Origin of the sequence: Staphylococcus pseudintermedius (assembly GCF_034042775.1) — a bacterium.
Lineage (GTDB): Bacteria > Bacillota > Bacilli > Staphylococcales > Staphylococcaceae > Staphylococcus > Staphylococcus pseudintermedius.
The window spans coordinates 1102460-1125406 of the sequence record NZ_CP120150.1; the positions used below are offsets into that span (position 1 = coordinate 1102460).

20 protein-coding genes are annotated in these 22947 nt (G+C 37.7%); 14 read left to right on the forward strand and 6 right to left on the reverse strand.

Going from position 1 to position 22947, the window contains the following annotated elements; genetic code table 11:
* Positions 1–14 precede the first annotated feature (14 nt).
* The gene (gene rpsD / locus P3U61_RS05235; RefSeq protein ID WP_014613654.1) at positions 15–617 is read right to left on the reverse strand and encodes a 30S ribosomal protein S4; all 603 of its coding nucleotides are present in this window, start codon (positions 615–617) and stop codon (positions 15–17) included.
* A 234-nt stretch (positions 618–851) separates the two neighbouring features.
* Positions 852–1307, reverse strand: coding sequence for a GAF domain-containing protein (locus P3U61_RS05240; protein WP_063278930.1), 456 nt, complete (start codon positions 1305–1307; stop codon positions 852–854).
* 182 nt (positions 1308–1489) lie between these two features.
* On the opposite strand from P3U61_RS05240, the gene ezrA reads away from it, so the two are divergent.
* The 9 genes from ezrA (at position 1490) to P3U61_RS05285 (ending at position 11294) form a co-directional block, all read left to right on the forward strand.
* Positions 1490–3190 carry a septation ring formation regulator EzrA gene (gene ezrA, locus P3U61_RS05245; protein WP_014613656.1) on the forward strand — a complete coding sequence of 567 codons (1701 nt, stop codon included), beginning with the start codon at positions 1490–1492 and terminating at the stop codon, positions 3188–3190.
* Positions 3191–3414: 224 nt separating this feature from the next.
* Positions 3415–4551 carry a cysteine desulfurase family protein gene (locus P3U61_RS05250; RefSeq protein ID WP_014613657.1) on the forward strand — a complete coding sequence of 379 codons (1137 nt, stop codon included), beginning with the start codon at positions 3415–3417 and terminating at the stop codon, positions 4549–4551.
* Positions 4548–5768, forward strand: coding sequence for a tRNA uracil 4-sulfurtransferase ThiI (gene thiI, locus P3U61_RS05255; protein WP_065354172.1), 1221 nt, complete (start codon positions 4548–4550; stop codon positions 5766–5768). Before P3U61_RS05250 ends, thiI begins: the two co-directional genes overlap by 4 nt.
* 15 nt (positions 5769–5783) lie before the next feature.
* Positions 5784–6557: a TSUP family transporter gene (locus tag P3U61_RS05260; protein WP_037542816.1), complete on the forward strand. Its 774-nt coding sequence runs from the start codon at positions 5784–5786 to the stop codon at positions 6555–6557.
* A 156-nt stretch (positions 6558–6713) separates the two neighbouring features.
* Positions 6714–7706, forward strand: a complete 993-nt coding sequence (sppA, locus tag P3U61_RS05265) for a signal peptide peptidase SppA (protein WP_100006547.1) — start codon at positions 6714–6716, stop codon at positions 7704–7706.
* A gap of 9 nt (positions 7707–7715) precedes the next feature.
* A complete protein-coding gene (locus P3U61_RS05270) occupies positions 7716–8300 on the forward strand; it encodes an RDD family protein (RefSeq protein WP_015729305.1) in 585 nt (194 codons plus the stop codon).
* A 63-nt stretch (positions 8301–8363) separates the two neighbouring features.
* Entirely contained in the window at positions 8364–8858 is a 495-nt protein-coding gene (tpx, locus tag P3U61_RS05275) for a thiol peroxidase (protein ID WP_014613662.1), read from the forward strand.
* Between the two features lie 207 nt (positions 8859–9065).
* Positions 9066–10013 carry a class I SAM-dependent methyltransferase gene (locus tag P3U61_RS05280; RefSeq protein ID WP_037542823.1) on the forward strand — a complete coding sequence of 316 codons (948 nt, stop codon included), beginning with the start codon at positions 9066–9068 and terminating at the stop codon, positions 10011–10013.
* 78 nt (positions 10014–10091) lie between these two features.
* Positions 10092–11294 (forward strand): acetate kinase, encoded by a 1203-nt coding sequence (locus P3U61_RS05285; protein ID WP_015729302.1) that lies wholly within the window; start codon positions 10092–10094, stop codon positions 11292–11294.
* Between the two features lie 259 nt (positions 11295–11553).
* Here the strand turns inward: P3U61_RS05285 and P3U61_RS05290 are convergent, their stop codons facing one another.
* Entirely contained in the window at positions 11554–12057 is a 504-nt protein-coding gene (locus P3U61_RS05290; RefSeq protein WP_014613665.1) for a universal stress protein, read from the reverse strand.
* Positions 12058–12204: 147 nt separating this feature from the next.
* Here P3U61_RS05290 and ald point away from each other — a divergent pair, with 147 nt between their 5' ends.
* A complete protein-coding gene (ald, locus tag P3U61_RS05295; RefSeq protein WP_014613666.1) occupies positions 12205–13326 on the forward strand; it encodes an alanine dehydrogenase in 1122 nt (373 codons plus the stop codon).
* 92 nt (positions 13327–13418) lie between these two features.
* Here ald and P3U61_RS05300 read toward each other — a convergent pair whose 3' ends face one another.
* Positions 13419–14054 carry a copper homeostasis protein CutC gene (locus P3U61_RS05300; protein WP_015729300.1) on the reverse strand — a complete coding sequence of 212 codons (636 nt, stop codon included), beginning with the start codon at positions 14052–14054 and terminating at the stop codon, positions 13419–13421.
* On the reverse strand, positions 14051–15106 hold the full coding sequence (locus tag P3U61_RS05305; protein ID WP_323695721.1) for a M24 family metallopeptidase: 1056 nt from the start codon (positions 15104–15106) through the stop codon (positions 14051–14053). The genes P3U61_RS05300 and P3U61_RS05305 overlap by 4 nt, the downstream gene beginning before the upstream one ends.
* Positions 15107–15362: 256 nt before the next feature.
* On the opposite strand from P3U61_RS05305, the gene P3U61_RS05310 reads away from it, so the two are divergent.
* Positions 15363–16052, forward strand: coding sequence for a metal-dependent hydrolase (locus P3U61_RS05310; protein WP_014613669.1), 690 nt, complete (start codon positions 15363–15365; stop codon positions 16050–16052).
* 613 nt (positions 16053–16665) lie between these two features.
* Here the strand turns inward: P3U61_RS05310 and P3U61_RS05315 are convergent.
* Positions 16666–17079, reverse strand: coding sequence for a universal stress protein (locus tag P3U61_RS05315; protein WP_015729298.1), 414 nt, complete (start codon positions 17077–17079; stop codon positions 16666–16668).
* 320 nt (positions 17080–17399) lie between these two features.
* Between P3U61_RS05315 and P3U61_RS05320 the strand changes: the two genes are divergently transcribed.
* From P3U61_RS05320 to P3U61_RS05330, 3 genes are read left to right on the forward strand one after another with little or no spacing between them, the layout of a single operon-like run.
* Entirely contained in the window at positions 17400–18695 is a 1296-nt protein-coding gene (locus P3U61_RS05320) for a DRTGG domain-containing protein (protein WP_101457799.1), read from the forward strand.
* Between the two features lie 12 nt (positions 18696–18707).
* Positions 18708–19640, forward strand: a complete 933-nt coding sequence (locus P3U61_RS05325) for a DHH family phosphoesterase (protein ID WP_015729297.1) — start codon at positions 18708–18710, stop codon at positions 19638–19640.
* 24 nt (positions 19641–19664) lie between these two features.
* Positions 19665–22856, forward strand: a complete 3192-nt coding sequence (locus P3U61_RS05330) for a DNA polymerase III subunit alpha (RefSeq protein ID WP_015729296.1) — start codon at positions 19665–19667, stop codon at positions 22854–22856.
* Positions 22857–22947: the final 91 nt, after the last annotated feature.

The window sequence follows — 22947 nt, forward strand, 5'->3', positions numbered from 1 at the left end:
CGAAAAATAACAGATTAACGTGAGTAGTACTCAACGATTAATTGTTCATTGATTTCAGCTGGCAACTCGCTACGTTCTGGAAGACGAACGAAAGTACCTGTTAAGTTATCAGCATCGAAGTCTAAGTAATCAGGAACGAAATTGTTGATTTCAACTGATTCTTCGATGATTGCTAATTTACGTGATTTTTCACGAACAGTAACAACTTGACCTGGTTTTAATGTGTATGATGGAATGTCAACACGTTTACCGTCAACTTCTACGTGACCGTGACCAACTAATTGACGTGCTTGACGACGTGTACGCGCTAAACCTAAAGCGTAAACAATAGCGTCTAAACGGCTAGCAAGTAAGATCATGAAGTTTTCACCATGAACACCGCCTTGTTTACCAGCAGTTTGGAATGTGTTACGGAATTGACGTTCAGTCATACCATATAAGTAACGTAATTTTTGTTTTTCACGTAATTGTAATCCATACTCAGATAATTTTTTACGTTGAGTTGGACCGTGTTGTCCTGGTGCGTAAGGACGTTTGTCTAATTCTTTACCAGTACCTGATAATGAGATACCTAAACGACGAGATTTTTTCCAGCTTGAACCTCTGAATCGAGCCATAATGTGACTCCTCCTTTTTCTTTTTTGTTGTTATGAAAAAACAAAAAAGAGTGTTGAATGCTCAATAGGATATAATGTTTTATGTATCCTCACCTCATAGCTCCGGTTACACGACACGTCCGCTTTGGGAACATCATAGCGCCTATTAATATTCAACTGCTATTTTCGTTTATTCACACAAAGGATATTGTATCATTTTATACGTAAAAGTCAAACATAATTTGAATAAATGGTTTAGAGGTGTGTTTCTAGTACTTTTACGACGTCTTCTAAACCTGCTTCGTCTGCTTCAGAAAAACGTGCAGGGATAGGGGCATCGATATCTAATACACCAATCACTTCGCCGCCTTTATGAATTGGAATAACGATTTCAGATTGGCTGTTCGCATCACAGGCAATATGGCCAGGGAAGGCATGCACATCAGCGACACGTTGCGTTTGATTTTTTGCAACAGCTGTACCACATACACCTTTGCCGACTTCGATATGAACACATGCCGGTTTACCTTGGAACGGTCCTAAAATTAATGCCTCATCTTTCATTAAGTAAAAACCGACCCAGTTAATTTGAGATAAATTTTCATTTAATAACGCAGAAGCATTACTTAAATTTGCGATTAAATCTGTTTCTCCATCTAACATCGCATCAAGTTGACGAGATAAGAGATGATAGTCTGTTGTTTCTGTCATTCAATTCACTCACTTTCTTATCAATTTATCCCATATTATAAGCTATCTCTTGAATACGACGCAATTTTCTGAGATATTTTGATAGAACTGCAAAAAACTGCAATTAATTTTAAGATTTTATTTTAATGCATCCTTAAATTACGTTATAATAGTTTTATGTATTTAGGAGGAGACGAGTGGACATGGCATTATATATTATACTAGCGATTATCATTGTTATTTTGATTGCAATCGGTGTTTTATTTTACATGCGATCAAACAAAAGGTCGATTATTCAATCTGCTGAAGAGAGAAGAGAAAAGTTAAATGCATTGTCGTATGATGAAAGTTTGGAGAAATTGAAAACGTTACACTTATCTGGTGAAACAAAAAATCAGTACGATACATTGAACCAATCATGGACGGACACAACAAATAACTATTTGGCACCTGTAGATGAAAAAATCCATGAAGCAGAAATGAATCTAGATAAATTCAAGTTTTCATTAGCTCAAACGGACATTGATGATGCACATGCTTTAATGGACCAGTACGAAGCGAAACATCAAGAGTTGATTAGTCAAGCGGATGAAGTATACGACATGCATCAACAGAGCGATGAAATTTATGAAAGAAGTAAAAATGAATACCGTAAATTGAAGCGCGATGTCCTTGCAAATCGTCATCAATATGGTGAATCAGCAAGTTTATTAGAAAAGGAAATTGAAGGTTTTGAACCAGAATTTGAAGTGTATGAGACGTTAAAAGCTGAAGGTAACTACCAAGAAGCACACACGCATATTCAAGGGTTAGATCAAGATATTGCTTATTTAAAAGAAGATATGAGTGAAATTCCTGATTTAATGCGTGAAGCACAAAAAGAACTGCCTGGTCAATTTCAAGATATTAAATATGGCGTACGTGATTTGAAAGTAGAAGGTTATGATTTAGATCATGTGAAAGTCGACAGTACATTACAAGACTTAAAGACAGAGCTTAGCTTTGTTGAACCGATGATCAGTCGTCTTGAGCTAGATGAAGCGAATGACAAATTGGCTCAAATTAATGACCGCCTTGATGATATGTATGACTTAATCGAGCATGAAGTTAAATCGAAAAATGCTGTAGAAGAATCTAAAGAACGTATTACAAATGATTTGTTCCATGCCAAAGATATGAATTACACGTTACAAACTGAAATTGAATACGTGCGTGAGAATTATTATATCAATGAAAGTGATGTACAAAGTGTGCGTCAATTTGAAAATGAGATTCAAAATTTAATTTCAGTGTATGACGAAATTTTATCTGAAATGGCGAAATCATCTGTACGTTATAGCGAAGTCCAAGATAACTTGAAATATATTGAAGACCATGTTGAAGTAATTAATACGAAACAAGAAAAGCTACAAAATCATCTCGTGTCACTAAGAGAAGATGAAGCAGAGGCAGAAGAACATATTTTACGTGTCCAAAGTAAAAAAGAAGAAATTTATCGTCGTTTACTTGCTTCAAACTTAACAAGCGTGCCAGAACGTTTCATTATTTTGAAAAATGAAATTGATTATGAAGTGCGTGACGTCAATAAACGTTTTAGTGAGCGACCAATTAATGTGCAACAATTGAAGGATAAAGTTAATAAAGTCGTGCTTCAAATGAACAAATTTGAAGATGAAGCGAACGATGTGCTCATTAATGCGGTGTACGCAGAACGTCTCATTCAATACGGCAACCGTTATCGTAAAGACAATCATGATTTAGATAAGAGCTTGAACGAGGCAGAACGTTTATTTAAAAACAACCGCTACAAGCGTTCAAGTGAAATTTCAGAACAAGCGCTCGAACAACTTGAGCCTGGTATCGCACAACATATTGAACGAGAAGTGTTAGAACAACAATCTTAATATATGAATGCAACAGCGAAGTAACACGTGCATCTATCGTAGTGTCATTAACTATGATAGGTGCACTTTTTTATGGGGTTCATTTGAAAATGGTATAGTGAAGCCATTCAATCCGAAAAGTTTACCGGAATGATAAAAATTTAGAAAATATCGAATGGATATGACATCAGACCCAAGACTTGTAGTACAATGTAAAATGAAATTTAAAGAGAGGAAGTCTGCACATGTTATATTTTGATAACGCAGCGACGACGAAACCCGATCCATCCGTGTTATCGAGTTTTATGAAAGTGAACGAGAAGTTTTTCTATAATCCGAATAGCCCACATCAAAAAGGGCAAGAAGTTGAGCGTTTATTACAAAATGCGAGAGACCAAATTAAATCGACGCTGAAGTTAAACGATGAAACACTTATATTTACAAGCGGGGCAACAGAGTCGAACAATATGGCTTTAAAAGGGGCAGCACATCAGAAAAAGCATTTTGGACGTACCATCATCACGTCGTTACTTGAACATCCATCTGTATTAGAAGTTATGCGAGAACTTGAGCGAGAAGGTTTTATATTAAAGTACGTCAATGTGACAACTGAGGGGCGCATTGACATTGATGATTTAAAGTCACTGTTAACCAATGATGTGATTTTAGTGACGTGCATGCAAGTGAATAATATTATGGGACAAATGCAACCTATTGAAGAGATTGTTGAAAGCTTAAAGCCTTATCCGAAAGTACATTTTCATGTTGATGCGGTACAAGCACTTGGTAAATGGCCGATTCAAATGACAGGGATTGACAGTTTATCGTTGAGTGGTCACAAGTTTAATGGTTTAAAAGGTCAAGGTTTACTCATTTTAAAAAACTTACATCAAATTTATCCAATTATTCAAGGTGGCGGTCAAGAATTTGGTTTGCGTAGTGGGACGGTCAATGTCGCAAGTGATGTGGCATTAGCGAAAGCCATTCGACTGGCGGAAGATCAACGTGAGTCCTTAATACAAACATTGTCGACATTTACCACTGCATTGCGTGAGATGATTCAAGATTATCCTGGTGTCGTCATTAATTCACCGGTTGATGCATCACCGCATATTTTAAATTTGGCATTTCCAGGTGTACGAGGAGAAGTATTAGTCAATGCCTTTTCGAAGCAAGGGATTATGATTTCGACGACAAGTGCATGTTCGTCCAAACATTCGAATGTCAATGAAGTATTAAAAGCGATGAACATTTCAGTGTCGCGTATTTTAGGAAGTATCCGTTTGTCATTTGATCGACATACGACAATGCAAGATATTGAAACGTTTAAAGTGGCGTTTCACCAAGTATATAGAGAAGTTGAGGAGTTGTTAGAAAAATGATTTATGACCATATATTAGTTCGTTATGGAGAATTAACATTAAAGGGGGGGAATCGTAAAACATTTGTCAGTCAGTTGCGTTCCAATGTAAAACGTGCACTCATGCCATTAAAAGGGTATGAAGTGAAAGCGAATCGTGATCGCATGTATATTCAATTAGAACCAGAAGCTGACATTGAAGAAATGATGACACGTATATCGAAAGTGTTCGGTGTACATTCAATCAGCCCAGTTTTAAAGTTGGAAAAGTCGATGGATGCGGTGTATGAACACGCACGATTATTCGCTCAAAATTATGAAGCGGGAGATAGTTTCAAAATTGAAGTGAAACGCTCTGACAAAAAATTTGAATATGAAACATTTGCAATCCAACGTATGGTCGGTGGTGAAGTGCTTAAAAGTAATACATCACTCCATGTGGATGTTCGCCAACCTGACCATGAAATCAAAGTGGAAGTCCGTCTAGATGCGATTTATATGTATGACCGCATTATTCCAGCGATTGGTGGTTTGCCAGTCGGAACAGGAGGAAAGACGCTGTTAATGTTATCAGGCGGTATTGATTCACCGGTTGCAGGGATGGAAGTGATGCGCCGTGGTGTGACGATTGAAGCGATTCATTTCCACAGTCCGCCATTTACAAGTGAAAAAGCGAAAGAAAAAGTGATTGAACTGACGCGAATTATGGCGGAGAGAGTCGGTTCAATTCGTTTACACATTGTGCCTTTTACAGAAGTCCAAAAACAAATTCATAAAGTCGTTCATGAACGTTACACGATGACATCAACACGCCGCATGATGTTAAGAATCGCCGATAAAGTCGTGTATCAAATTGGAGCTGACGCGATTGTAAATGGTGAAAACTTAGGACAAGTCGCTAGCCAAACATTGAAAAGTATGTATGCAATTAATGCGGTCACGAACACGCCAATTTTACGTCCGTTATTGTCATTAGATAAAGAAGAAATCGTGCTAAAGGCAAAGGATATTGGCACATTTGAAACGTCTATTCAACCTTATGAAGATTGTTGTACGATTTTCACACCGAAAAATCCAGTGACAGAGCCGCAATTTGAAAAAGTATTACAATATGAATCTGGTTTTGATTTTGAAGAAATGATTGATAGAGCGGTAGGTAATATTGAAACCATTGTGATCGATAAAAACTACCAAACCCATCAAGATGAGCAAAACACATGGGATGATGACTTGTTCTAAAAAGGGGGATAAACAATGATTTTAGAATGGGATGGGACACTGATTTTAATAATCATTAGTTTAGGCTTTTTAGCTGCATTTATCGATGCTGTAGTCGGTGGAGGCGGTTTAATATCGATCCCCGCATTACTTGCCATTGGTATGCCACCCGCTGTTGCATTAGGGACGAATAAATTAGCGAGTGCATTCGGATCATTGACGAGTGCGATTCGTTTTATTCGCTCGGGTAAAGTGGATCTCGCTATTGTTGCTAAACTGTTCCCTTTATCCTTTATCACCTCGATTTTAGGTGCAATCGTAGCAGTTTATTTACCTGCTGAACTTTTAAAGCCAATTGTGATTGCCATTTTGTCAATGGTTCTCGTTTATACGTTATTGAAAAAAGATTGGGGCAGTATCCGTACATATACTACGCTCCCTTTATATAAAATGATTTTGTTTACGTGCCTCATTGTGGTCATCGGCTTTTATGATGGCTTTCTTGGTGGCGGGACAGGATCATTTTTACTCTTCGTCTTTTTATTATTAGGCTTTGATTTTTTAAGTGCTGCGGGTAATGCGAAAGTGTTGAATTTTGCCTCAAACTTAGGTGCGTTACTGTTGTTTATTTATTTAGGCCGTGTCGATTATGTTTATGGGTTAAGCATGGGTGTCAGTATGATTGCGGGGTCTTATGTTGGCGCGATATTTGCACTGAAAAAAGGAGTCAGTTATGTCAGAATCTTATTTGTTATCGTCACTGTCGTCCTTATTTTAAAAAATGTCTGGGATTACATCTCAACGCATTAACAAGGAAGAGATTGTGCATGATTAAGATGCATGTCCTTCAAAAACTATTGATTTACGTTCAATTTTAAATTTCAAATGATTTCTTACAGTTATTTGACCTAAAGACTATATTTTTTGTTATGATAAATTTGAAAAACATTTGAAAGGAAGTTGATTATGTCAAAAAGGATCATAGCGATTATATTAGCAAGTGTCATCGTACTGGGCGGTATTTTAATGAGTGCCATGACAACAGTTGTATCCTCTCTTATGAGTGGGGATTTTAACATTAATAAGGAAGCGACAAGTACTGTACTTGAAGAAGGCGATAGTAATAAGAAAATTGCAGAAATTGTCGTTGAAGGTGAAATTATCGATACAGGTGCGAGCGGTGGGCTGTTCGGTGGTGGCACAGGTTATAATCATCAAGCGGCTTTAAAACAACTCGAAACGATTAAAAATGATGATTCTATCAAAGGTGTGTTACTCAGCGTTAATAGTCCGGGTGGCGGTACATATGAAAGTGATGAATTTTATCAAAAAATAAAAGAAGTGAAAGATTCAGGTAAAAAGATTTTTGTCCAAATGGAAAATTTAGCGGCATCTGGAGGCTACTACATTTCAGCACCAGCCGATAAAATTTATGCGGGTCCTCAATCTTTAACAGGTTCAATTGGTGTCATTTCTGAGTCAAAAGATTATTCAGAGCTTTTGGACAACTTAGGCATTAAAACAAACACAATCAAATCAGGTGCACATAAAGATATTTTAAGTAGTTCTCGTAAAATGACAGATGAAGAAAGAGAGATTTTACAGTCTATTAATAAAGATAGTTTTGATCAATTTGTCAATGTGGTTAAAGAGGGACGTCAAATGTCCGAATCAAAAGTGCGTGAATTGGCAGATGGACGTATTTATAGTGCACAACAAGCGAAAAGTAATGGTTTGATTGACGCTATCGGTTATAAAGATAAGACTTTAAAAGACTTGAAGAAAGCGATTAAAGTTGAGAACCCAGAAATTATTACGTTCGACCCTGAAGAAAGTAATTTAACGAGCTTTTTAGGCATGAAATCATTCATAAATGGATTGCGTGCAGAGTTGAAAGATGTGAAATCCATTATTAATAATGAATCACAAACACGACCAATGTACAAATATGAAGGGTAGGTGATTGAGATGCAACATTCAAATGAGTTTAACTATAATCCGTCTCAACCCCGCCCTGAGATGTCACGTCCAATGAATAGTCATCAAGCAGAGGGACTTGCGACAAAAACGATTGAAAAACATCGATATGAACTGGATGCATTTTTCTATGCAGGTTTTGGCAGACGGTTTTTAAGTTATATCATTGACCTTGCAATCCTATGGGGTGTGACACAAATTGTTTTAAACCCTATTTATGGACTGACAGGTATCGATAGTTGGAAATTGTGGATTGATAAATTCAGCTTAGGTCATATGCTTGATGTACTTATTTATTTTGGTTACTTTGTATTGATGACGAAATACTTTCAACAAACAGTTGGTAAAATGATTGTCGGCATTAAAGTGTATCACCGGAAATTAACGCGATTGAACTGGTCAGATGTCTTAATGAGAGAATGGATTGGCCGTATCATTTCAAATGTTTTTTTCGGCTTGCCATACTTAGCTGTACTGTTCACGCCTAAACATATCGGTGTGCATGATTACTTTGCGGATACAGTCGTCGTTAAAAATAAATACCTTCATTATATTAAAGAAACTGAAGGTATATGACGTGATAACGACTGATTAACACGATATAATAGGGAAGTAATCTAGTTAATGGAGGTACTATTGATGGCACAAATTACATTTAAACAAAACCCTGTTGAATTATTAGGTCAAGAGGTTAACATTGGGGACCAAGCTCCAGACTTCACAGTAGTAGACAATAATTTACAGCCTGTGACACTGGCAACATATGAAGGCAAGAAAAAATTAGTCAACGTTGTTCCTTCTCTTGACACAGGGGTATGTGATCAACAAACACGTAAGTTCAATGAAGAAGCAAGTACTGAAGATGGGTACGTATTAACGATTTCTATGGACTTACCATTTGCGCAACAAAGATGGTGTGCGTCAAGTGGATTAGACAACGTGATTACATTAAGTGATTATCAAAGTCGTTCATTTGGTCAAAACTACGGTGTGATGATGGACGGTTTACAATTATTAGCACGTTCAGTATTTGTATTAGACGAAAATAATAAAGTCGTATATAAAGAGATTGTAGCAGAGGGTACGGATTTCCCTAACTTTGAAGCAGCACTTGAAGCTTATCGCAACATTTAATTGAGGGTGAATGACCAAGTTGAGTGGAGATTCGCTGTATCAGCATCAACCTACTTTAAGTATGGTTTTTCTGACATACCCTATCTCTGTTGACATGTCGTTCAATCAATGAATGCTGATGAAATGAACAAAGGGAGATTCAGAAGCCACATTTTTTAGTGTGTGCTTCTGAAATGCTCCCTTATTTTTATGAAAGGATGATGAATGATGACAGAAAGCACCTCTATTATGGAGACATTGTTCCATCAACTCGATGAAAGAACACAAAATTTAAATGAAGAAAATGGTCAAAGCTTTATTGAAAACTTAGGCTTGGCAATGGAACAACTTTATACCTCTGAACGTGATATGTTAGAACAAGCTACACTTCAAGATAGAAGAAAAGCATTTCAATTTGCGTATTTGAATCAACTGCAAAAAGAGGAAGTTCAAGCTAATCATCAAATTACTCCCGATTCTATTGGACTTATTTTAGGGTTTTTAGTGTCGCAATTTAAAGAAGGCACCAAAGAACTGCATATTGCCGATTTAGGCAGCGGTACAGGCCATTTAAGCGCTACCGTTCATGAAGTGATGTCAGACTTCACTATCATGCACCATTTAGTTGAGGTTGACCCAGTCCTTTCTAGAGTGAGTGTACACCTTGCGAATTTTTTAGAAATTCCGTTTGATGTGTATCCTCAAGATGCTATTATGCCGTTACCCTTTGATGGTGCGGATGTTGTCATTGGTGATTTGCCGATTGGGTATTACCCGAATGACGCGCGTAGCGAACAACTACAGTTAGGTTTTGATGAGGGGCACAGTTTTGCACACCACTTATTTATCGAACAAGCAATTGAAGCGGTGAAGCCATCAGGGTACGCTTTCCTCGTTGTACCAAGTCAACTGTTCGAGGGCGACTATGTAAAACAGTTGGAAAATTTTATTGCTACAGAAACAGAAATGCAAGCTTTCCTAAACTTGCCGAAAACATTATTTAAAAGTGAACGTGCACAAAAATCGATTCTCATTTTGCAACGTAAAGAACATAATGTGACGAAGCCTGTAGAAGTTTTGCTCGCTAATATTCCAGATTTTAAAAACCCACAAAACTTCCAACAATTTTTATCTGAACTTAAAACTTGGTTGTCACAAAATCAACCTAAAAATTAGTCTGTTACACCCTTGAAATCAAACTGTATTAATGGTTAAATAGATGTGAATAAAATATATATATTGGAGGCCGTTGACATGTCAAAATTAATTTTGGCGATTAACGCTGGTAGTTCATCATTGAAATTTCAATTAATCGAAATGCCAGAAGAAAAATTAATCACTAAAGGGTTAGTTGAGCGTATTGGATTAAAGGATTCGATTTTCACAATTGAAGTGAATGGTGAAAAAATCAAAGAAGTACAAGATATTAAAGATCACGAACAAGCGGTAAACATGATGTTAGAAAGTTTACAAAAACACGGCGTGATTAATGACATTAACGAAATCGATGGTACGGGTCATCGTGTTGTACATGGTGGCGAATTATTCCCTGAGTCTGCTTTAGTGACAGATGATGTGATTAAAGACATTGAAAAATTAACAGACTTAGCACCACTTCACAACCCAGCAAACTTAATGGGAATTCAAGCATTTAGAAAATTGCTTCCTGAAATTCCTCATGTGGCTATATTTGATACATCATTCCACCAAACAATGCCTGAATCAGCATATTTATATAGCTTACCTTATGACTACTATAAAAAATATGGTATTCGTAAATATGGTTTCCACGGTACAAGCCATAAATATGTATCACAACGTGCAGCTGAAATGTTAGGTAAACCTATTGAGGAATTACGTATTATTTCATGTCATATTGGTAACGGTGCTTCAATTGCTGCAATCGATGGCGGTAAATCAATCGACACGTCAATGGGCTTTACACCATTAGCGGGTGTGACAATGGGTACACGTTCAGGTAATATTGACCCTGCATTAATTCCATTCTTGATGGAGAAAACAGGTAAAACGGCTGATGAAGTACTTAATATTTTAAACAAAGAATCAGGTTTATTAGGTATCACTGGAACGTCTTCAGATTTACGTGATATCGAAGACGATGCGAAAAATGGAGAAGAACGTGCAGAGTTAGCGTTAGAAGTATTTGCATCACGCATCCATAAATACATGGGTTCATATGCAACACGTATGCATGGCGTCGATGTGATCATCTTTACTGCCGGTGTAGGTGAAAACTCAGATGCAGTGCGTGCGCGTGTATTAGAAGGTTTAGAATTTATGGGCGTTTATTGGGATCCACGTAAAAATGAAGGATTACGTGGTAAAGAAGCTGAGCTCAACTACCCACATTCACCTGTAAAAGTATTAGTCATCCCTACAAATGAAGAAGTGATGATTGCACGCGACGTGATGACTTTCGGTGAGTTAGAAGGTTAATTTTGAAATAGCGTATGATAATAACAGTATGAGTTGTGATATTTTCACGGCTTGTACTGTTTTATTTTTTGTAAAGAAAGGGGAAAGGCATTAAAAAAGAGACGAGGAAAACGAATTTCCAAGCCTCTTTATTAGCCATGAAGTAAGATGTTACATGATATGTTTTAGCGTCTAACTACTTCATGCCTTGATGATTGTTGTGAATAGGAGACTAAAATTGATGTCCCATATCCATTCAAATGTTTGATATAGGGTTTAATTAAATGCTGAAATCTTTTAATAGTTCGTCTGTTGCTACTTTTGGTTCGAAGTTTTCTGGAATTTGCTCAGTACGTACAACTAATACATCACATGCTGAATGACGTACAATGGCTTCAGATACCGAACCTACGATGAAACGTTCTACCGCGTTAAGGCCTGAAGTACCACACATCACAAGGTCAACATCTGAATTTTCATCACTTGCTAATTTTGGAAGAACTGATTTAGGTGATCCAAATTCTAAGCGCGTTTCCACATTTTGAATGCCTTCATCTTGTGCCACTTGACGGTAGCCATCCAATAATTTTTCTGCAAATGATTTAGACTTTTCAGTGAAGTGTGAATCATAAACTTCAAAAGATGTGTAAGTTCTTGAATCGATGACATTCACGATAATCAGTTTGGCATTATTACGTTTTGCAACTGCAACCGCTTTGTTAAATGCCCATTCCGCTTCATGAGAACCATCAACAGCAATTAAAATATTTTTGTACATATACATGGCTAAAACCCCTTTCTTATTTCGCCTTTATTATAACATATCATTTCTAAATTTAAGTGAAATTTATATGAACTAAAAAATCAAAAATTGTTATGATTGCGCTTACATGTTGTATGCGTTATGATTGGTTTTGGAGGTGCAAGGAGTATGAGAATTGGAATTCCGAAAGAGATTAAAAATAATGAAAATCGTGTCGGTTTATCCCCAAGTGGTGTACATGCACTTGTAGAAGCTGGACATGAAGTGTTAGTTGAAACAGCAGCAGGTGAGGGCTCTTATTTCGAAGACATGGATTATGTTCAAGCGGGGGCAAACATCGTCAATAGCCAAGATGATGTTTGGAATGTCGACATGGTGATTAAAGTGAAAGAACCATTAAAAGAAGAATATGAATACTTTAGAGAGGGACTCATTTTATTCACATATCTTCACTTGGCAAATGAACCTGAATTAACAAAAGCGCTCATCGATAAAAAAGTTGTGGCTATCGCATATGAAACGGTACAACTTGGTGATCGTTCGTTACCTTTACTCACACCAATGAGCGAAGTGGCTGGACGTATGTCTACACAAATTGGGGCGCAATTTTTACAACGCTTCAATGGGGGCATGGGTATTTTACTTGGAGGAATTCCAGGTGTACCAAAAGGTAAAGTGACTATTATCGGTGGCGGTCAAGCAGGAACAAATGCAGCGCGTATTGCATTAGGACTTGGTGCAGATGTAACGATCCTTGACGTGAATCCGAAACGTTTGCAAGAACTTGAAGACCTTTTTGATGGTCGTGTGCACACAATTATGTCTAATCCTTTAAACATTGAATCGCATGTCGTAGAAAGTGACCTTGTCATTGGGGCAGTATTGATTCCGGGAGCAAAAGCACCGAAATTAGTTACTGAGGACATGATAAAGAAAATGAAATCTGGTTCTGTCGTCGTTGATATCGCGATTGACCAAGGTGGTATTTTTGAAACGACAGATAAAATTTCAACACATGATGACCCAACTTATATTAAACACGGTGTCGTTCATTATGCCGTTGCAAACATGCCAGGTGCAGTGCCACGTACTTCTACAATTGGCTTAAATAATGCAACGTTACCATATGCGTTACAAATTGCAAGTAAAGGCTATCAACGTGCATTAACAGAAAACGTACCACTTTCACATGGGTTAAACGTGTTTAATGGACACGTGACAAATAAAGCGGTTGCTGAAGCGTTCAATTATGATTATACGCCAGTGGCACAAGTATTAACGGAAGCATAATTAAATTGTTCTAAAATATAAAAAAGTCAGGGATATGTTGCATTTCCCTGACTCGTCTTTTTGAATGAATATGAGCAAGTTCAATATTGAATTTAAGTTTTTACAATATGTGTCCCATGCACTTCTTGAAAAGGAAATAATTCCAATAGCGCATCTAAATTCTCATAATTCAAACCACCACCTGGCATGATTTCAATTTGTCCTTTAGATTGACGAACCCATTTGGCGAGTTGGGGTAAGTTATCAAATAGGTTTGATTGAGTAGGGCCACCATGCGTCAGTAATCGTGTGACACCTAAATTGATCAATTGTTGTAATGCTTTTGATTGGCCGGCAGGGTAGATATGATCAAATGCCATATGACACACAACACGTATCGGTGCGGCAAGGTGAATCAATGTTTGCATTTGAAACTGATGTAACGTGCTCTCAGTCGTTAAACAACCGAACACGAAATAATCGATGGGCAACGTTTTGAGTTGTTGAATGTCAGCTTGCATCGATTCGAACTCGTACCAATTGTAAACAAACGCCCCACCTCGAGGACGAATCATCACAGCCAGTTCTGCATCATACATTTGGCACATATCACTGGCGATTTTAACCATGCCATAACTCGGTGTTGTGCCACTTTCATGCATATTTTCACAAAGTTCAATTCGATTGGCGCCCGCTTTTAATTTAGCTTCAACTTCTACTAATGAGGATGCAACAGCTTCTTTAATCATTTCTTATAACCTGATAGTGATTCATAGCCATCTTCTGTGACTAAAATATCATCTTCTATACGGACGCCCGCAACATTCGGTACATAAATACCAGGCTCAATTGTCAGTACCATACCGGCTTCAAGAGAATTTTGATTCGTACTTGAAATATCTTGGTATTCATGTGCTTCCAGACCTAAGCCATGTCCTAGACGGTGAGGGAAGTATTCGCCATATCCCGCTTCAGTAATGATACCTCGTGCAATATCATCAAGTTCACTAATCGTGACACCAGGTTTAATATGTTGGATTGCTGTTTGCTCTGCTTTTAATACGATGTCGTAAATGGCTTGTGCTTTATCATCAGGTTGGCCAAAAGCGACAGTACGTGTAATATCGCTGCAGTAATGATTGTAAATGACGCCTAAGTCAAACAGCACATATTCGTTATTTTTAAGCTGACGGTCTCCAGGTGTACCGTGTGGTGCCGCTGCATGATCGCCAAATAAGATCATTGTGTCAAAACTCATTTCATTGACTCCGTATTTTTTTATTTCATTTTCAATATGATTTACAACTTCTCGTTCTGTGACACCTTCTTTTAAAAATGCCACACCGATTTCCATACATTTATCCGCTAATTTTGCAGCTTGTCTTAAAGTGTCGATTTCGTCTGCTGTTTTAACGTTACGTAACGCGCGAATGATAGGGTCAGCAGCTTCAAAAGTATGCACAGAAAAGGCATTTTTAAGGGCGTGATAGCGTTGTACCGTTAAATGATTTTCTTCAATCAATAATGTTCCATACGTTTCACGATGCTTATCGAAAGGATTTTCAGTGTCTAAGTAGCCGATGATGTCACCAGTAAATGGAGAGGTTTTCACTTCCTCTACTTCGAGTTGAGGGCAGAATAAAATTTGTTGGCCATCTGCTCGAACAAGTAATGCGAATAATCGTTCATGTGGTTCAGATTTATAGCCAGTCAAATAGAAGATGTTAATCGGGTTGGACACCCACATCGCATCTGCTTGTTGCTCCTTTAATGTTTGAACGAGTTGTTCTATTTTTGACATAAAAACGCCTCCTTTATTTCTTCATATTCATTTTAAGTCAGTTGATTTGAGAATGCAAAGTGCGCACGCTTTGATGTTTAAATCATATTGGTGAAGTGAATAAAAATAGCAGAAGTTATTTTGTTTTTTAGAAATAAGTATTATAAAAAGCACTTTAAATATGGGGGTGCTAGTTGTAAATTTTAGATTTATGTTGAAGCCCCTGTTAATATAAAGTTAGGAATCTGCATTACACATGATGAAGGAGGATGCGAACATGAAATTATCTTTTCATGGTCAATCGACTGTATATTTTGAAGCAAATGGGAAATCAGGTATTATTGATCCGTTTATTACAGGAAATGGACAAACAGATTTAAATGTTGAGGATTTAAAAGTAGACTACGTGATTTTAACACACGGTCACGAAGATCATTTTGGAGATACGATTGAAATTGCTAAGCGTAATAACGCAACAGTCATTGGCTCAGCTGAAATGGCGAATTATTTATCTACAAACCAAGGCGTTGAAAATGTACACCCTATGAATATTGGAGGGAAATGGACATTTGATTTTGGTGTCGTTAAATTTGTTCAAGCGTTTCACAGTTCAAGTTTAACAGATGACAATGGTATTCCGATGTACTTAGGTATGCCGATGGGTGTCATTTTAGAATTAGAAGGTAAAACGATTTATCATACAGGTGATACAGGCTTATTCAGCGACATGAAATTAATTGCTGATCGTCATCCTGTTGATGTATGCTTTGTACCAATTGGTGATAATTTTACTATGGGTATTGAAGATGCAAGTTATGCGATTAATGAATTCATCCAACCTAAGTTGACTGTGCCGATTCATTATAATACCTTCCCATTGATTGAACAAGATCCAGAAGCGTTTAAAAAGCTTGTGAATGTCGGGGAAGTGCAAATTGTCAAACCTGGTGGCGTTGTTGAACTATAGAGGTTGTTTTTATACAGCTTATATAACAATTTGAGCTCATTACAAAGCGTGTTAAACGAAAGACTGTAGAACTATTCTTCATTAATGAAAGTTTTGACTGATGGTGTAGCTTATTTGGGCTATCTTTCCTAGGCGCTGGTCTGGCCCCCGCAAGGCTGACTAGACTTCTCAAAAGGGTATGCATTGAAAAGTCAGGTAGCTACTGCGTTAAACGGTAGTCACTTTTAAAGTTAAATGCTGTTAACTCATTTCTCAGGAGTGTCACCCAAGCGCCTAACCTTTAGTCAAACATCTGAGTGGAATTGAAGAATAGTGCTCACAATCTTTTTTATTTTTGGGTCATAAACTTTGCGTATTTTAGGAAATGTCGGTTACATAACAATTCATATATGCGTGATTCGAATCTGTTTTTGCAATTAAAGAACTTTAATGTAAATATTGTTTTTTGATGTTAAAACACATTTGCTACACTAGTTAATTGATACATAATAAAAAGGGGGCTGGACGTTGATTTGTCCGAACCCCTTGATTGATTGTGATTTAATAATGTGGCGCATAAGAATCATTCAGTTTTTATAGGTTGAATGGATTACGTTAGTTTGCTGTGTTGATTTTACTTTACGATTAACACTGGTATTTTGGCGCGTTTTGCGACTTTATGGCTCACGCTACCTAATACGAACTTCTTCGCTGCTTCTGCTTTACGATTACTGAGCACGACGATATCGTATTGACCGCTGTTCGCATAGTTTACGATTTTTTCTTTTGGATTGCCACGTTCGATAATTTCTTCATATTGCAAACCATTTTGTTCTAATGTGTCACGTGTCGGTTTCATTTGTTCGTGACGCATTTGTTTAAGTTCTTCATAATGTGTCCCCATTTTAACAGAAGCTTGGACGTCTTGTTCTCCGATGATATTGAGCAATGTCACAACGGAGTTGTCGCCTGAAATTTTAACAACTTCTTGGAGCGCTTTCGCATTTTTTAAATCTGTATCCACTGCAAGTAAAATATTTTGATGCATCTCTATCATCCTCCTTAAAACTAGTGTAACAAAAATATCGGTAAAAGTGATTCAATACATATGAAGCAATGCGCTTTAACATCGAACATCTTAAACCGTCACTATTTTAACCGGTTTAAAAAGGAGTTAAACATTTATTGGTTATCACTTCGCATTACGATTTGAAAAACGTTATAATAAAAGAAATAAAATTGATGACATGGGAATTTAGAAGTAGCTCACAAATCAATCAAGGGGTATCTACTTAAAGATGAATCACTATCTTTTATTCAGAGACATCACATCGTTTAGTGATATGACATAACAATAGAGGGAGATACATGACAAAGCACGAACAAATTATTAAACACATTGAATCATTATCTGTAGGCCAAAAAATTTCAGTCCGTAAAATAGCGAAAGATTTGGACGTTTCAGAAGGGACGGCATATCGTGCGATTAAAGATGCGGGGCAACGTGGGTTAGTGGCTTCGATTGATCGTGTTGGTACAGTCCGTATTGAAAAGAAAGCGCGTGCCAAAGTCGATCATCTAACATTTGGAGAAATAGCGAAAATTGTTGATGGCCATTTAATTGGTGGTAAAGGCGGTCAGTTCAATTCACTGACTAAATTTGCGATAGGAGCGATGGAGCTAGACAATGTCGTTAACTATGTCTCTAAAAATACGTTGCTGATTGTCGGAAATCGTCTTGATGTTCAAAAAGCTGCGTTAGAACGGGGCAGTGCCGTCTTGATTACAGGTGGTTTTGATACGACGGACGAAATTAAGAAAATGGCAGATGAACAAAATCTACCTATCATTTCTTCCAATTATGATACATTTATGGTTGCGAATATTATTAATAGAGCGATGTACAATCAGATGATTAAAAAAGAGATTTTAGTCGTTGAAGATATCGTGATTCCAATCGAACAGACTTCTTTTTTATACGATGAAATGACTGTTGGTGATGTAGGTAAAAAATCTCGAGAAACGTCACATTCTCGTTTTCCGATTGTGGACCGTCAGAACAAATTAGCGGGTTTAATTACTAGTAAAGACATTATCGGCAAAGATTTGGACGAAAAACTTTATCGTGTCATGACGAAACCCGCGATTAGTGTCCAGCTGAGTACGACGGTGGCGAGTTGTGCGCATTTGATGATCTGGGAGGGTATTGAATTACTGCCAGTTACAGGAAATCAAAAACAACTTGTCGGCGTTATTTCACGTGAAGATGTTCTGAAAGCGATGCAAATTGTCGGGCGACAGCCACAAGTAGGCGAAACGATTAATGATCAAGTGGCGAAACATATTGAGATTCGCAATCAACAAATCATTGTCGAAATTACACCGCAACTGACAAATCAATTCGGCACATTGAGTAAATCTGTATCGGTCGCTATCATTGAAGAAACGATTAAATCTGTAATGCGCAAACATAAAAAGTTAGAAGTGATGATTGAGAGTTTAAATATCTTTTATATTCGAACTGTACAAATTGAAAGTGAAGTAGAAGTGGATTATACCATTTTAGATATGGGACGTAATTTTGCGAAATTAGAAGTAACGATGTTCAGTGCGAACCAGCCTGTTGCAAAAGCATTAATTATGTGCCAATTATTAGATCATTAAGGAGCGTTGAGTATGAAATTTATTCCAGAAATTCAAGAACAAATTCAACAATATGACACGATTATTATTCACCGTCATGTCCGACCTGACCCAGATGCATTAGGGTCGCAGTTTGGATTGAAAGAATACCTCATAGCGAAATATCCAACTAAAAATGTCTATGCTGTTGGAACGGAAGAACCGACACTTGGATTTATGGGAACGTTTGATACGATTGATGATGCGCAATATGACGATGCACTTGTCATTGTATGTGACACAGCAAACGCCGCTCGTATTGACGATGCTCGTTACGATCGCGGCAACGCATTAATTAAAATCGACCATCATCCCCCTGTAGATTCATATGCGGAAATCAATGATGTTGATGTGAGTGCTTCATCTACTAGTGAGATGATTTTCGATTTGATACAAGGTTCAAATGATTTAGCTTTAATGAACGACAAAATTGCGAGTGCGTTATATTTAGGTATTGTTGGCGATACAGGTCGCTTTTTCTTCAACAATACATCGCCGAAAACGATGACCATCGCAAGTCAGTTGTTACAATATGATATTCAACACAACCGTCTATTAAATCAGTTGGGCGAAAAGGATCCACGGTTAATGCCGTTTCATGGCTATGTACTGCAAAATTTCCAACTTTTTGAAGATGGTTTTTGCCAGGTGAAAATTACGCATGACGTGTTAGAAAAATTTGATATCCAACCGAATGAAGCGTCGTTGTATGTGAATGCAATTGCCGATTTAAAAGGCTTGAAAATTTGGATATTTGCGGTAGACGAAGGTGAAGAAATCCGTTGTCGCATCCGTTCAAAAGAGATTACGATTAATGATGTTGCGGGTGACTTTGGTGGGGGTGGACATCCAAATGCTTCAGGTGTGTCTGTCCATACATGGGATGAATTTGAATCACTTACCGAAGCGCTCCGCCAAAAACTATAACAGGTTAAAGAAGGTGACTTAACGATGGTTGCACATTTAAATATTCATACGGCTTATGATCTTTTGAATTCGAGTATTACGATCGAAGGGGCCGTTCAGCGCACAATTGAATTAGGATATTCAGCCATCGCGATTACCGACTTGAATGTCATGTATGGTGTGCCGCAGTTTTATGACGCGTGTATTCAGCATGGCATTAAACCTTTATTAGGGATGACTGTTTACCTCACTGATCAATTGAATGTGCTAGAAGCGGTAGTCATTGCTAAAAATAATGAGGGGTTGCAAAACTTATTTAAATTGTCATCTGATATTAAAGTAAATCGAATTAAACATGTATCCATTTATGAAAAGAAAGATTTGTTTAATGATACGGTCGTTATTTTTAAGCAGATGACGAACCAAGAAAAGCATTGGCATGAAGAAATGCCTGACGGGGTAACATGTTTTACAGACCATCAATCGGCCGAGGATTGTGAGTTGCCCAAAGTTTTGATGCAGGCGGCGTATTATGAAAAGGCAGAAGATAAAAATGCGTTAAAAGTGTTACATGCGATTCGTGATAATACGAAAGTCAATTTGGTGGATTCACACGAAACACCAACAGAACATATATATGATGTCGATGCATTGTATGATTCGCAATTTGCGGAAGCATGGCTCGCACGTACAGATGAAATTGCGAATATGTGTGATGCTAAACTCGAGTATCATCAAGCTTTGTTGCCCGAATTTGTAACGCCAGACGGTAGTTCAGCAAATGCTTACTTATGGGCTGAGTTAGAACGTGCACTTGCGGATTTTGGACTGACAGAAGCGCGCTATCGTAAACGTTTAAAATATGAATATGACGTCATCACACAGATGGGGTACGCGGATTACTTTTTAATTGTGAGTGATTTAATTCGTTATGCCAAATCAAATGGTGTCATGGTCGGTCCAGGACGGGGCTCTTCAGCGGGTTCATTAGTGAGTTATTTATTAAATATCACGACAATTGACCCGCTTCAATATGATTTACTGTTTGAACGTTTTCTAAATCCTGAGCGTGTGACGATGCCAGATATCGATATTGACTTTGAGGATACGCAACGTGAAAAAGTGATTCATTATGTCCAACAAAAGTATGGTGATTACCGTGTTGCGGGTATTGTGACGTTTGGCCATCTACTTGCGAAAGCCGTCGCACGAGATGTGGGGCGCGTGATGGGCTTTGATGAAACGACGTTAAGTGAAGCTTCTAAATTAATTCCTAGTAAACTGGGAGTCACATTGGATGAGGCCTATAAAGAAGAACGTTTTAAAGCATTTGTCCATCGCAATCATCGTCATGAACGGTGGTTTGAGTATTGTAAAAAGTTAGAAGGGTTACCGCGAAATACGTCGACGCATGCGGCAGGTGTCATTGTGAACGACCAACCGCTATATCAATCTATCCCGTTAACAGAAGGCGAGACAGGTTTGCTGACACAATGGACGATGACGGAAGCAGAACGCATTGGTTTATTAAAAATCGACTTTTTAGGACTGCGAAACTTAACGATTATTCATCAAATCATCAAACAAGTGGCGCGTGATTTAAAAGTTGACATCGATGTTGAACAAATTCCTTTTGATGATGTACACGTCTTTGAACTATTGTCACGTGGCGATACGACAGGAATTTTCCAACTTGAGTCTGAAGGTGTGCGACGTGTTTTACAAAAATTACAGCCCGAACATTTTGAAGATATCGTTGCGGTGACGTCTCTTTATCGACCGGGGCCAATGGAAGAAATTCCGACCTACATTCGTCGTCGGCACGATCCAAGTCAAGTCACGTATTTGCATCCAGATTTGGCGCCGATTTTGAAACGTACATATGGAGTGATTATTTACCAAGAGCAGATCATGCAAATTGCGAGTCAGTTTGCAGGATTTTCTTATGGTGAAGCGGATATTTTACGGCGTGCCATGAGTAAAAAGAATAGAGAAGTCCTTGAAAATGAACGGCAACATTTTATTGATGGTGCAAAAGAAAAAGGCTATGCTGAGACGTTAAGTGGTCAAATTTTTGATTTAATCTTAAAATTTGCGGACTACGGTTTTCCACGTGCGCACGCGGTAAGTTATTCTAAGATTGCATACATCATGACCTATTTAAAAGTGCATTATCCTGCTTATTTTTATGCGAACATTTTAAGCAACGTGATTGGTAATGACACGAAAACAAACATGATGATTCAAGAGGCGAAACAGCAGCACATTACAATTCACGGTCCGCATATTAACAAAAGTCAATGGCGTTATGTTGCGACACAAGAGGGCGTCTATATTTCATTAGGTGCGATTAAAGGTGTCGGTTATCAAACGGTACAAACGATAATGAATGAAAGACGTGAACAGGGGCCTTACAAAGACTTCTTTGATTTCTGTAATCGAATTCCCGGTCGCTTAAGATCGCGACGTACATTAGAAGCATTGATTTTGACAGGTGCGATGGATTGTTTTGGCAAGAACCGTGCGACCTTATTACAATCAATTGATAAGGTGTCAGATACAGATGTCAGTATTGATACCGATCTTCTGGCCAGTGTTGCAACCATTAAACAAGAATATGCGGAAACTGAAGAAATGCCGAGTCAACAATTAAGTGATTTCGAAAAGCAGTATTTAGGCTTTTACGTGACTGCACATCCTGTTGAAAAGGCGTTTAAGCAAAAACAATATCTTGGTATTTTTCAACTTCAAGCACATGTCACGCACCAACCTATTTTAGTTACATTAGATGCTGTACGGGTCATTCGAACGAAACAAGGTCAACAGATGGCGTTTGTTGAGTTGAATGACGGCATAACGACAATGGACGGTGTCATCTTCCCAAAAACGTATCAGCAATTAACCGGAACTTTGGAGACATCAAAGTTTTATATCATTTGGGGCAAGTTCGAAAAGAGAAATGATAAACTTCAATTGATTATCAACCGATTGACGACTTTAGAAGCTTTTGAAATAGAAAAAAGACAGCAAACGCGCAAAATTGTCATTAGAGAAGGTATGACCGATACACTAGAGCAACAGTATTTAACCCAAAAACAATCGAACAACAATATCGCTGTGTACCAATATCAAGAAAGCAACAATCAATTTCTATTTAAAGGTTATTTATTGCAACCAAATCTCTATTTAGATGCACTTTTAGACTCGATTAAACCTGAACATATCCGTTTGTTATAATGCTATGGTATTTTGCACGGGTAAGTGATGATGTAAGCGTTAAACCTGACTTTGATATACGGATATAATGTGCTATAGTATAATGGCGATT